The sequence below is a fragment of the Pseudomonas sp. P5_152 genome (assembly GCF_033989915.1).
Taxonomy (GTDB): Bacteria; Pseudomonadota; Gammaproteobacteria; order Pseudomonadales; family Pseudomonadaceae; genus Aquipseudomonas.
In genome coordinates this window covers 5379724-5392673 of the sequence record NZ_JASFAH010000002.1, presented here as the reverse complement: position 1 = coordinate 5392673, position 12950 = coordinate 5379724, and the positions used below count along the sequence as shown (strand labels likewise).

The window sequence follows — 12950 nt, the reverse complement described above, 5'->3', positions numbered from 1 at the left end:
GCCTCACACGCCGTTGCCACTGGAAGGCTTCAGGCCTGTGGCGAGGACCTGCAGCAAGGCACTGATGCGGGGAAGTACCTGCCGGCTTTTTTGCCAGACCAGGTTGATCGCCTGGCCGTCGGTTGCCAACCGAGGGAGCACTTCGACCAGAGTCCCCACTTCCAGGTGCTGCTGGATCAACCACGTCGGTAGTTGCGCGATTCCGCCCCCCGCCAGTACCGCGACCAACAATCCTTCGCCATCCCCCACCACCAGCGTGGCAGGCACCTGCCGGCGCTCGGTTTCCCCGGCGCGGGTGCCGGCAAAGCTCCACGGGCTGACGTTGCCATCGACCCAGCCGTAGGCGATGCACTGGTGATGCTGCAGATCGTCCTCGGACACGGGCGTGCCATGCTGGCTCAAGTACGCGGGTGACGCGCAGAAGACATGCCACTCATTGCCCAGGTAGTGATGCCCCAGGGTATCGGGCCAGATGTCCGCGCCCCCAATGCGCACCACAATGTCGACACCTTCGGCAATCGGATCGCTGTAACGGTCGGAAAAGGAAATATGCGGCAGCAGCCGCGGATGCTCCTGGGCAAACTGCAGTATCAGTGGCAGTGCCTGGGCCCGGCCGAAGGCACCGGGAAGATCCAGCCGAACCCGCCCCTGAAGCTCAGTGGTTTCGCTATGCAGCGCCAGCTCTGCCTCTTCCAGATTGGCCAGCACCCCGCTACAGGTGCGATAGAACGTCATCCCCGCATCGGTCAATGCCAGGCGTCGCGTCGTGCGCTGGAACAACCGCGCCCCCAGCCGCGCCTCAAGGCGGGCGATGCTTTTGCTGATGGCCGAGGCCGTCAGGTGCATCCGCTCGGCGGCAACCCGGAAACTGCCAGCGTCCGCGACACAGACAAACACATCAATGCCCTTCAAGCGTTCTGAAGAAAACATACACGTCCCACATTAATGAATCAGATTCCGGCAGCAGTGGAAAAACCATCACCAATCCGAACAGCATTCCCCAGTAAGCTGGATTCCAGCGCATCTATCAATGCCCCGCGCCTGACAACGCTGCTGAATCCACCCCGTTGAACGATGAGGAACGGATGCTTGCCACCCTGAAAAATTATCCACGCACAGTACAACTACTGCTCAGTGCCTCCCTGGTCTTGACCCTGGCGCGGGCAGTCACCCTGCCCTATCTAGTGATCTACTTGAGCGCCAACTTCGGCTTGAGTGTGGCGGATGTCGGACTGGTGATTGGCAGCAGCCTGATCGTCGGGTCGTTGTTGAGCCTCTACGGCGGCTTCCTGGTGGACAGAGTGTGCAGCCACCGCCTGATCCTGGTTTGCAGCGCGGTGTTTGCCCTGGGTTTTCTCGGCACGTTCCTGGCGCGCAACCTGTGGCTGTTCTACCTCTGCCTGGTGGTGATCAACCTGGCATTTGCGGTAATCGATATCGCGGTCAAATCCGGGTTCGGCCGCCTGCTCGCACCAGGCGAGCGCAGCCGGGTGTTTTCGATCAAGTACACCCTGAGCAATATCGGTTACGCCGTCGGCCCATTGCTGGGCGCCGGGATGGCCCGGCTGGATATCAGCTTGCCTTTCCTGTTGTCCGCGGGGCTCGGCGCAGGCTTCTTCGGGGTCTATTGGCGGTGGGGCGACAGAGCGCTGCAGGTGCTTGATACGACCCGTGCGCCCGGCGCATTTCTGGCGACGGGCAAACTGCTGCTCAAGGACCGGCGACTGGTCTGCTTCACCCTGGGCGGGCTGCTCAGTGCCGTGGTCTTTGGTCAGTTCACGGCCTACCTCTCGCAGTACCTGGTGGTCACGACCACGCCCGAGTTCGCTTATCAGGTCATCAGCGCCCTGGTCACGACCAATGCCGTCATGGTGATCAGCCTGCAATACCTGATCGGCCGGAGGATCTCCCAGCGCCAGCTGAACCTCTGGCTGGCGGCGGGCTTGAGCATGTTCCTGCTGGGGTTGGGCGGGTTTGCCCTCTCGACCAGCGTCATGCTCTGGGTGCTGTCCATGGCCATTTTCACCCTCGGCGAAATCATCGTGTTCCCCGCCGAATACATGTTCATCGACCACATTGCCCCAGCCCCTCTGCGCGGTTTGTACTACGGCGCACAAAACCTCAGCAACCTCGGCGCGGCACTGGGGCCGGTGCTGTGCGGTATGGTCCTGGCGAGCCAGCCTGCGCACTTTATCTTCTACATGCTTGGGGGGTTTGTGGTTGCCGGTGGGGTGTTTTACTTTCTCGGGGCTTCTGACCTGGTTACAGGTAGAAAAGCCTGACCAGCAATCCGCTATCGAAGCAATGTCTTTACCTTGACTTTCAGCCAAAGTTTAAAATTGTAAAATGTGCGCTTTAGATTATTTCTTAACAGGCGCACACCGCGCTCTTTCCACTGTTCCTTGGTAGGGAGCATCAAGTGATGGGGCTTTTTGACTGGAGCCGCGACTTTTTCAATGACAATGAATTGGTCATCGCCGCGCCCGGAAAGATCATAACCTGAGCTAGCGAGAAAATTTTCGAGTGGGGTGAAATCCCAGAGATGCCAGACGAATTCGGTATTGTGAGCAACTATTTTAAAACCTGCATGCTCTACGATTTGCTGCATCTCGCTCAAGGTAAATTCGCGGAAATGCCAGTCATACATCAGCGGGGCATTTTTCACCAGCGCTTGTTGGAGCGCCCACAAACTGCTGGCGTTGGGAGTAGAAATCAGCGCCCTGCCACCCACTCTCAGTACTCGATGCACTTCACCAAGGAAAAAAAATACGCCATCCAAGGTGGTTGCCTGCTCGTAATCTATATCTGAAATATGTTCGATAACTTCTGTGCAGATCACATTATCAATAGAATTATCGGCATAGGGGATTGGATCTTTGCGCAGGTCATGGGAAGTTCCTCGCGCAATCGCTTCTGGAAAAAAAGACCAGATCACACGAGAGCTAAGGTATTCAAGGCTGCCGATCTCAAGGCAATAACCTTGATGCAACCCATAGGCCTTCATGTATTCGACGGTCACCGCAAAACGACGACTATCGAAATGTAACCCTCCGTCCCCAACCCCCAGGCTCAGGCCCTGCGCCGCGACACGCTGCACGACCTCATTGATGGTATGTTCAACGACAAATGGAGAGTCAAAATCAGTTCCGACAGAGTGTACTTGTGTGGCGAGCGTGGGTTTCATAGACGTGAGTGGCTCCTGGCGCATAGCGTGGATCTGCATGCAAATTGGCTCCCGTCCAACCAAGGATCCAGAAGCTTTCCCGTCAAACCTATCTGTACGTACTTTTTAACCACAAAAAAGCATAGACCTGATTCGACAATCCCTCAACGTGATCCCAATACATCGCTGTTAAACCACTGGCACTGCCGGTGCCGTGTCACGATCTAAATCGTGTTCAACGACTCCACACCCACCTCGTCCCAGATGGACTCAGCAAGATGGAAGCTCGCGTTGGCAGCAGGAATGCCACAGTAGATAGCACTCTGCATCAAGACTTCCTTGATCTCATCACGGGTCACGCCATTGTTCTTCGCCGCACGTAGATGCAGGCGTAACTCACCTTCGCGATTCATCCCGATCAGCATGGCAATGGTGATCAGGCTGCGGGTATGGCGTGGCAGGCCGGGACGGGTCCAGATGTCGCCCCAGGCATGTCGGGTAATCATTTCCTGGAACTGCGCATTGAAGGGCGTCAGTTGTTCCAGGCTGCGATCAACATGGGCATCGCCCAGCACCTCGCGGCGCACTTGCATGCCGGCTTCGTAACGTTGCTTTTCGTCCATTTCACAATCCTCTTGCCAAGCGTTCAAAGGGTAAAAGCCTGATGATCGGCAACCGCGCGCTCGACCCAGCACTGCGCTTGCCCCAGGTAATGGGAGGGGTCGAGCAGCCGCTCCAGTTCATCCGCGGACAGCTGCGCGCTGACTTGCGGTTCGCTGTCGAGTACTTCACGTAAATGCACGCCGTGCTCTACGGCGCGGCGACAGCATTGCTCTATCAGGTGGTGGGCAGCATCGCGACCGATACGCTGGGCAAGAGCGATACTGACGGCCTCTGCCAGCACCAGCCCCTGGCTCAGCTGCAAGTTGTGCAGCATGCGCTCGGCATCGACTTCCAGCCAGGGAACCACCTGCAGCGCCTGTTGCAATGAGCCCGATACCAGGCAGCACAATTGCGGCAAGGTTTCCCATTCGGCATGCCAGAGCCCGAGGCTACGTTCATGTTCTTGTGGCATGGCGGCAAACATGGTCGACACCAGTCCCGGCGCACGGGTCGCCGCACCGATCATCACCGCTGCGCCAACCGGATTGCGCTTGTGCGGCATGGTCGAAGAACCACCCTTGCCCGGCGCAGTGGGTTCGAACACTTCCCCCACTTCGGTCTGCATCAGCAGGCTCAGATCCCGGCCGACCTTGCCCAGACTGCCGGCGATCATTCCCAGCAGGCTGGCAAATTCCACCAGGCGATCACGCTGGGTGTGCCAGGGCTGCTCGGGCAGGTTCAATTTCAGTTCAGTGGCCAGGGCTTGCGCCACAACAAAGGCTTGATCACCTAGCGCCGCCAAGCTGCCGGAGGCACCGCCAAACTGCAGGCAGAGCAAACGCGGCTTGATTTCAACCAGGCGTTGGCGATGACGGGTGATGGCGCCCAGCCAGCCAGCGATCTTCATACCGAGGGTCACCGGCGTTGCCTGTTGCAACCACGTACGTCCGACCATCGGCGTGCCCGCATAACGCAGCGCCTGCTGCGCAAGCACGTCGGCCAGTTGCGCCATATCGCCTTCCAACAACTCGATGGCTGCACGCAATTGCAACACCAGGCCGCTGTCCATCGCGTCCTGGCTGGTTGCGCCCAGGTGTACGTAACGTTCAGCCGCCGGATTCTGCCCCGCCACCTCCTTGCCCAGCGCCTTGACCAAGGGAATCGCCGAGTTGCCCGCGCTGCCAATGGCAATGGCCAACGCATCGAAATCGTAGCGTTCGGCGCGACAGGCCGCGACGATATCCGCCACCACTTCGGGGGGAATGAGCTTGATGCCGGCTTCGGCGCGGGCCAGCGCGGCTTCGAAATCCAGCATGCCCTGCACCCGGCCCCGGTCGGAAAAAATCTCGCGCATGGCCGACTGTGTGAAATAGCTATCGAAGAGTTGATTGGTGGGTCTGTTCACGCCATTACTCCAGAATTCAGAAATCAGTCAGGTCATCTCAGGTGGCGTCCGCATGGCTCACCAGCCCCTTGATCACGACCGCAACGGTGGCCAATGCCGCGGGCACCACCAAGGCGCTCAGCACCTGCTCGAAGTTCCACCCCAGCCCCAGTAATGTCGCCCCAGTCCAAGCACCGAGGATTGCCCCAAAACGGCCAACGCCGAGCATCCACGACACACCCGTGGCGCGCCCCTGGGTCGGATAAAAACGCGCCGCCAGCGATGGCATCGCCGATTGTGCGCCGTTGATGCACATACCCGCCAACAGCACCAGGGTCGCAAGCAAGGTGACATTGCCCAGGCTCTGCCCGACCAGCCAGACAAAGACGCCAGCCAACAGGTAGGTGATGCCGATGACCTTGTGCGGATTGAACTTGTCCATCGCCCAGCCCACACCCACTGCACTGAGCACGCCACCGAACTGGAACAATGCACCGATGAACGCCGACTGCTCCATGCTCGCGCCGCTGTCACGCATCAGGGTTGGCAGCCAACTGGTCAACAGGTAAACGATCACCAAGCCCATGAAGTAGGTGAGCCAGAGCAACAAGGTGCCGACGCTGTAAGTACCGGAGAAAATCACTTTCAGCACATTGCGGCTTTGCACCACGCCCTGCTCCGGCACGCTGAAGCCCGCCGCCGAGGCGACCTCCTGCGGGGCGATCGGTGCCAGTACCTGGCGAATCCGCTTTACGCTGTGATTACGCACCACCAGAAAGCGCGCCGACTCCGGTAGCCAGAGCAACAGCACCACGGACAACACCAATGGCAAGATCCCGCCGAGCATCAACAGGCTGTGCCAGCCCAGCAGCGGAATCATCTTCGCCGAGACGAATCCGCCACACGCCATTCCCAGGTTGAAACCGCAGAACATGCTGGTCACCAGCAGTGACTTGAGTCGATCCGGGGTGTATTCGGACAGCAATGTGGTGGCGTTGGGCATCGCTGCTCCCAACCCCAGGCCGGTCAGCAGACGCAAAGCCAGCAACTGCTCGACGTTGTTGCTGTAGGCCGAGAGCAAGCTGAACAAGCCGAACAGAAACACCGAGACCACCAGCACCACTTTGCGCCCGAAACGGTCCGCCAGTGGCCCGGAACCCAGGGCGCCGAAGACCATGCCAATCAATGCCGCACTCATCACCGGCCCCAGGCTGGCGCGATCAATGCCCCAGTCCTGGCTCAGCGCCGGTGCGATAAAGCCCATGGCGGCCGTGTCCAGACCATCCAGGAACACGATCAGAAAGCACAGCAAGACGATCCGCCATTGGTAGGTGGAGAGTGCCTTGGTGTTGATCAACGCCTCGACATCGAGCGTGCCGGCCACCGGCGCAGGTACGGAGACAGTCATGCAAAATTTCCTTTATTTTTATTAGACGCTTGGAAAACCGGTACAGCGCACGCAGGCTTGCAACCCTAGAAGTCGAAGAACACTGTTTCCGCCTCACCTTGGACACGAATGTCAAAGCGGTAGGCCAGCTTGCCGTCAACGGTGCAACGCTTGGCGATCAAGCTTTCCCGACGTTGCGGCTGCTCGATCAGGTTAAGTACCGGATCGAGGGAATTGGCCTCGACCTCATCGTCGAAGTACAGGCGGGTCTGCAGGTGAATGTTGATGCCACGGGCAAACAACGCCACATTGATATGCGCCGCCATGGGCACACCGGCTGCGTTGCGAACGACGCCCGGCTTGATGGTATGCAACCGCCACTCGCCGACATCCGTGGTGGCAGTCCGGCCAAAACTATTGAAGGGGTTTTCAAGGTTGTATTCGACCTCGTACACACCCTCGTGGTTGGCCTGCCAAAACTCCAGGAACGAGTCACGGATCAGGTGGCCATTGCCGTCATAGACATTGCCCAGCAGCAGAATATGCTCGCCCGGGGCTCCGGGTTTGGCCATCTCGTTCCAGATTTCCTGCTCGCGGGGTGGATTGCCAGCCGCCTCCAGCGCCAGGCCGATATGCACGTAAGGGCCAGCCGTTTGCGAAGGGGTTTCAGGTAAAAGTTGAACGGGCATGCGCGAGCCTCCTCAGCAGTTTTCGAAATGGGTCTGGCGTTGACCGCGCAAAACGATATCAAAGCGATAAGCCAGGCAGTCCATCGGATTGGCCATGCTCATGTCGAGCTTGGCGATCAAGCTCTGTACCGCATCCGGATTGGCGATCGACTTGACGATCGGGCACATGGGGATCAGTGGGTCGCCTTCAAAATACAGCTGAGTGATCAAGCGGGTCGCAATGGACGGGCCACTGATCGAGAAGTGAATATGCGCAGGCCGCCAGTCATTGGGTCCGTTGCGCCATGGGTACGGGCCAGGTTTGACCGTGCGGAAACTGTAGTTGCCGTCGCGGTCGGTCAAGGCCCGGCCAACGCCACCAAAATTGGGGTCGATGGCTGCCAGGTAGCTGTCTTTCTTGTGCCGGTAGCGACCACCGGCATTGGCTTGCCACATCTCGACCAGGGTATGGGGGATTGGCTTGCCGTATTGGTCACAGACCCGCCCGGCCACGATGATGCGCTCGCCGACGGGAAGCCCACCGTGGTTGAAGTTGAGCAGCAGATCGTTATCGTGCTGGCCCATTTTCAGGTGGGAAAAGTCCGGCCCGGTGGTTTCCGAGAGAGACTGAGGAATGCTGACCAGGGCCTGCCGGGGGGAACGCAAGATCGAGGTTTTGTAATCCGGGGTCAGGGCCTTGGGATGCCAATTGCGGTCACGAATGACGAAGCGGGCATTGTCCGCATCAGACATATCAGTCTCCTTGATTGTTATGGGTAACGGCTGATAGGCAACAGCCTGTCGCCCAGTCTCTCCCGGCAAGAGCTGATCCAAAACTGAAAAAACAGCCGCTATCCATATCCAAATGGTTATGGATAGCGTCCCTCGCGATACTCCTCCCCCACTTCGCGCAGCACCTCCACGCACCATTGGGTTGCCAGCGGCATGGGCAGCGCGGGGTTGCTGCACATGCCAACCGAGCCACCCGGTTCACGAATGCCCAAATCCAATTCGACCAATGCACCGCGGCTCAGGTCTTGCCTGACGGCATCCAACGGCGCGACCCAGACCGCCTCACTGCACTCCACGTAACGCCGACTCAGGGTCAGCGACAAGGTTTCAAGACGCCGGCGCGGCGGGCTGATGTCGTGCTGCACAAACAGGCTGTCGGCGAACTTGCGGATCGTCGTCCCGGCCAATGGCAGTACCAGCGGATAGTCTTCAAGACTTTGGTGACCGTGGGGATCGCTCAGCAGCGGATGGCCGCTACGCACCACCAGGGTCATGGATTCGCTGTACAGGTGCTCGAATGCCAGGCCAAGAATCTGTGGACTATCGGTCATCCGCCCGACCACCAGATCCAACTCACCGACGCGCAGTTGCGACAGCAGGTACGCGCTGGGTCCGGTCACCACGCTCACGACCAAGGCCGGATGGCGGGCGTGCAAGCGGCAGATGACTTCCGGTACCAGCAGGCTTTCCACTGTGGACAGTACGCCGAGCCTTGCGGTGATCGGCGCATGTTCACCGGAACGCAGGTTATTGACCCCTTCGCGCAGGGCTTGCACGCTCGGTCCGGCATAGCGCAGAAAAGCCACCCCAGCGTCGGTCAGCGCGGCGCCACTCTTGCTGCGTGTGAACAAGCGGGTGGCCAGCAAGGTTTCCAGTTCCTTGAGGGTTTTGGAAAGCGCTGGCTGGCTGATTGCCAATTTATCCGAGGCACGGGCCAGGCTTCCCTGGCGCGCTACTTCGAGAAAACACAGCAAATGACGAAATTTTATCCGGGTATCGATATTCACCGCAGTTGGCTGCCTTGCAGGTCTGGCATCCGCTAACGCGGGATGCGAAATTGTTTCGGTGACTGCCCGGTTCCGCGTTTGAAGAAGCGCGAGAAGTAGGCAGGCTCGGAAAAGCCCAGGCTGTCCGACACCTGATTGACGGTCATCGCCGTATACACCAGATTGCGCTTGGCTTCGAGCAGCAGTCGCTGGTTGATCATCGCCAATGCCGATTGCCCACACAAGCGCCGACACAGGGCATTGAGGTGAGCAGCGCTGATCCCCAGCGCCGTCGCATAGTGCTCGATGGGCAGGTGCTCGCGAAAGCGTAACTCCAAGGCTCGGGTAAACCCCTGCAGATGCTCTCGACCACGCTCACGGAGTTTGGTGTCGGGCGGTGAAAGCGCCAGGCTGCGACGACTGAGCCAGACAACCAGCAACGTGATCAACGAGTGCAACATCGGATCGCGGCCAGGTTGGTCCTGGCTATATTCCCGACTGATCGCGGCGAACAGCGTGTCCAGGTAAGCAGACTCAGGACCTGGCAAATAACAGCCCGGGGTATTCAGCGCCGTGCTGTCCAGCGCAGCGCCGAGCTGCTCGACCAAGGGCACGGCCAGAGTAATGACATGGCCCTGGATATCCTCGGAAAACCTGAAGGCGTGCACACTCAATGCGGGTACCACCTGTAACGCCGGGCCTTGAACTTGCGTGCTCAGGTCTTCGACTTCCAGTACCGCCTGTCCCGCCTGCACATACAACAGCTGGACCAGATCGCTGTGCCAGTGCGGTTTTATTTCCCAACTGTGCAGCTGACTGCGCTCTGGAATGGACTCGCAATGCAGCAGATCGGGAGTCGGCCAGACCGTGGTCTCACCATAGAGTTTGAACACTGGAACAGACATGGCAGAAGATTTCACGTTTCCCCCCAATGGCGACGATCCACGAAAAGTCCATGGATCTTGCCGGATAGTGCCTTCTTATCGGTACTTTAGTCATCAAAAATACAGGAGACAAAAATAACAGCGTTCTGTAAGGCGTAACGCCTTCAGCCGCACAGACAGGACTACAACAATGAAAACTCAAGTCGCCATCATCGGCGCCGGCCCCTCCGGCTTGCTGCTCGGTCAATTGCTGCATCGCGCCGGCATCGACAACGTCATCATCGAACGCAAGAACCCGCCGTACATCCTTTCGCGTATCCGTGCGGGTGTGCTGGAGCAAGGCATGGTCGATCTGTTGCGCGAGGCTGGTGTCAGTGAACGCATGGATGCCAATGGCCTGGTGCACGACGGTTTCGAACTGGCCTTCGATGGACGTCGTGAACACATTGACCTCAAACAGCTGACCGGCGGCAAGACCGTGATGATCTACGGTCAGACCGAAGTCACCCGTGACTTGATGGAGGCTCGCGCTACCGCAGGTGCCACGACCGTCTACGACGCCGAGAACGTGCAACCTCACGGCATGAAGAGTGACAGCCCTTACGTCACCTTTGAGCGTAACGGCGAGATCGTCCGCCTGGACTGCGATTACATTGCCGGTTGCGACGGTTTCCATGGCGTCTCGCGACAGTCAATACCGGCAGACACCCTGCAGGTGTTCGAGCGCGTCTATCCCTTTGGCTGGCTCGGTATCCTCGCCGACACCCCACCCGTCCACGAGGAACTGGTCTACGCCAACCATGAGCGCGGCTTCGCCCTGTGCAGCATGCGCTCGAAAACTCGCACCCGTTATTACGTGCAAGTGGGAACCGAGGAAAAACTCGAGGACTGGCCCGATGAGCGCTTCTGGGGCGAACTCAAACTGCGCCTGCCCGCGCACCTCGCCGACCAGTTGGTGACCGGCCCCTCCATTGAAAAAAGTATCGCGCCGCTGCGCAGTTTCGTCGTCGAACCCATGCAATATGGCCGCCTGTTCCTGCTCGGTGATGCGGCTCACATCGTCCCGCCGACCGGTGCCAAGGGCCTGAATCTCGCCGCCAGCGATGTCAGCACGCTGTATCGAATTTTGCTCAAGGTCTATGGCGAGGGTCGCACCGATCTGCTGGAGAAATACTCGCAGATCTGCCTGCGCCGAGTGTGGAAAGCCGAGCGTTTTTCCTGGTGGATGACCTCGCTGCTACACCGGTTCCCAGACACCGACGCCTTTGGCCTGCGCATGCAGCAAACCGAGCTCGACTACTTCGTTAGTTCGCCCGCCGGGCGCCAGAGCATTGCCGAGAATTACGTCGGCCTGCCCTACGAAGCCATAGAGTAATGGGCAAGTCGTGACCTGAGCCCGGTGCTCAGGTCAATGTGCAGGAAACACCACACCGACCTGCTCGGCATACTGCAACCATGCAGCCTTGAGCCGTTGCACCGTCTCGGGCCGGGAGGCAGCCAGGTCGGTGGTTTCGCCGCGATCCTGCGCTACATCGAACAATTGCCATTGCAGCGCCTGCGCGTTATCGCCAAAGCCTGCCTGGGGTCGCATACCCAACAGCTTGAGATTTCCCTCGCGGTAATAAGCGTTGCCAAACAGCTCTGCGGCCAGGCTATGGTTGCTGTGCGCGCTGCCCTTGCCGGCGAGCATTGGCAGCATGGATTTGCCGGTAATCGGGTGTTTAGCGCTATCGCTCGGCAATGCGATACCAGCCATTTCCAGAAACGTCGGCGCTATGTCATCCACTCGCGCAACGCCACGTTCCACACCCTGACGACGCAGTGTCTTGGGCAACTGGACAATCGCCGGCACGCTGATCCCACCTTCTGCGGTGGTGCCTTTGAACAGATGGAACGGTGCCGCGCTGACTTCAGCCCAGCGCAGGCCATAGTCAATCTGTGAGCCTTTTTTTCCGAGGTTGGCCAAGCTATTGTCGGTGTGCGCGCCCAACGCAGAGAACTGAGTGTGGTTTTCGCCTGCTGCGCCGTTGTCCGACATAAACACAATCAGCGTGTTGTCGTACTGCCCGCTCTGGCGCAGGTAGTCGATCAAGCGGCCAATGTTATGGTCGAGGTTATCGACCATGGCGGCGTAGATTTCCATCTTCCGTGCTTCGACTCGTTGTTGTTCAGGGCTCAGTTGCTCCCACCCAGGCAGCTTGGGGTTCGCCGGCAACGGCTGCGCAGGCAGGGCATCGCTCGCCATGAGGCCGAGGCTTTTCATCCGTTGAATGCGGGCCAGACGCACGCTGTCGTACCCCTGATCAAACCGCCCACGGTATTTGTCCAGATATTCCCTGGGGGCTTGCAGCGGCCAGTGCGGCGAAGTGAAAGCCGCGTAGGCGAAAAACGGTTTCCCGTCTTTTTGGCTGTTTTGCAGGTAACCGATCAACTTGTCGGTGTAGAAATCCGTGGAGTAGAAGTTATCCGGCAGCACCACGGCCTTGCCATTTTCGCGGTAGTGCACTTGTTCAAGCTTGCTTGGGTCGACACTGGACGGCTTGAAGTGCGAGGCGCCGCCCTCCAGCAGGGTGAACGATTGCCCGAATCCGCGCTGATCCGGTCCTTGATCCGGCTCTAGCCCCAGGTGCCACTTACCAACCATCAGCGTGCTGTAGCCGCCTTGTTTCAGCAGCTCGGCAATCGAATACGAGCGCTGGTTCAGATACCCCTCGTAACCCGGCTTGCCGCGTTGAAACGGTTGCAAGGCTTCAGCCATGGTGCCGAGTCCGGCCAGGTGGTTGTCGGTACCGGACATCAGCATCGAACGCGTGATCGAACAGGTCGGCGCGGCGTACATGTTAGTGAACTGCAAACCCTCCCTGGCCAGTTGATCCAGGGTTGGCGTGCTGATTTCACCGCCATAGCTGCCCAGGTCCGAGTAACCCAGGTCATCAGCCACGATCAACAGGATATTGGGCTGCGCCGGATCAGCACTGGCCGCCACGGCCAGACTGCTGCCCAGGACCAGAACGGTCGTGCGTAAGGTTTGAGGCAGACGCAAAAGAGCCATGTTTTTTCTCTTGTTATGTTTGACCGAGGGC

12 protein-coding genes are annotated in these 12950 nt (G+C 59.0%); 2 read left to right on the top strand and 10 right to left on the bottom strand.

All coding sequences use genetic code 11. The features are described 5' to 3' along the window. Positions 1-3: 3 nt before the first annotated feature. The gene (locus QMK50_RS24830; protein ID WP_320334248.1) at positions 4-930 is read right to left on the bottom strand and encodes a LysR family transcriptional regulator; all 927 of its coding nucleotides are present in this window, start codon (positions 928-930) and stop codon (positions 4-6) included. A gap of 155 nt (positions 931-1085) precedes the next feature. Here QMK50_RS24830 and QMK50_RS24825 point away from each other — a divergent pair, with 155 nt between their 5' ends. After that, complete coding sequence (locus QMK50_RS24825) at positions 1086-2282, top strand: MFS transporter (protein ID WP_320334247.1); 1197 nt, start codon at positions 1086-1088, stop codon at positions 2280-2282. A gap of 11 nt (positions 2283-2293) precedes the next feature. Here the strand turns inward: QMK50_RS24825 and QMK50_RS24820 are convergent, their stop codons facing one another. The 8 genes from QMK50_RS24820 to QMK50_RS24785 form a co-directional block, all read right to left on the bottom strand. Beyond that, positions 2294-3223 carry a methyltransferase domain-containing protein gene (locus tag QMK50_RS24820; protein ID WP_320334246.1) on the bottom strand — a complete coding sequence of 310 codons (930 nt, stop codon included), beginning with the start codon at positions 3221-3223 and terminating at the stop codon, positions 2294-2296. Positions 3224-3387: 164 nt separating this feature from the next. Then, entirely contained in the window at positions 3388-3786 is a 399-nt protein-coding gene (gene pcaC, locus QMK50_RS24815; RefSeq protein WP_320334245.1) for a 4-carboxymuconolactone decarboxylase, read from the bottom strand. A 23-nt stretch (positions 3787-3809) separates the two neighbouring features. Further along, entirely contained in the window at positions 3810-5171 is a 1362-nt protein-coding gene (locus QMK50_RS24810; RefSeq protein ID WP_320334244.1) for a 3-carboxy-cis,cis-muconate cycloisomerase, read from the bottom strand. Positions 5172-5208: 37 nt separating this feature from the next. Beyond that, entirely contained in the window at positions 5209-6558 is a 1350-nt protein-coding gene (locus tag QMK50_RS24805) for an MFS transporter (RefSeq protein ID WP_320334243.1), read from the bottom strand. A 65-nt stretch (positions 6559-6623) separates the two neighbouring features. After that, positions 6624-7226: a protocatechuate 3,4-dioxygenase subunit alpha gene (gene pcaG, locus QMK50_RS24800; protein ID WP_095170116.1), complete on the bottom strand. Its 603-nt coding sequence runs from the start codon at positions 7224-7226 to the stop codon at positions 6624-6626. 12 nt (positions 7227-7238) lie between these two features. Continuing rightward, positions 7239-7958 (bottom strand): protocatechuate 3,4-dioxygenase subunit beta, encoded by a 720-nt coding sequence (gene pcaH / locus QMK50_RS24795; protein WP_095170115.1) that lies wholly within the window; start codon positions 7956-7958, stop codon positions 7239-7241. 116 nt (positions 7959-8074) lie between these two features. Then, complete coding sequence (gene pcaQ / locus QMK50_RS24790) at positions 8075-9004, bottom strand: pca operon transcription factor PcaQ (RefSeq protein ID WP_320334242.1); 930 nt, start codon at positions 9002-9004, stop codon at positions 8075-8077. A 32-nt stretch (positions 9005-9036) separates the two neighbouring features. Continuing rightward, entirely contained in the window at positions 9037-9888 is an 852-nt protein-coding gene (locus tag QMK50_RS24785) for a helix-turn-helix domain-containing protein (protein ID WP_095170113.1), read from the bottom strand. 169 nt (positions 9889-10057) lie between these two features. Between QMK50_RS24785 and pobA the strand changes: the two genes are divergently transcribed. Continuing rightward, the gene (gene pobA, locus QMK50_RS24780) at positions 10058-11242 is read left to right on the top strand and encodes a 4-hydroxybenzoate 3-monooxygenase (protein WP_320334241.1); all 1185 of its coding nucleotides are present in this window, start codon (positions 10058-10060) and stop codon (positions 11240-11242) included. A 33-nt stretch (positions 11243-11275) separates the two neighbouring features. On the opposite strand, the gene QMK50_RS24775 is transcribed toward pobA, so the two are convergent. Continuing rightward, positions 11276-12919, bottom strand: a complete 1644-nt coding sequence (locus QMK50_RS24775; RefSeq protein WP_320334240.1) for an arylsulfatase — start codon at positions 12917-12919, stop codon at positions 11276-11278. Positions 12920-12950 lie beyond the last annotated feature (31 nt).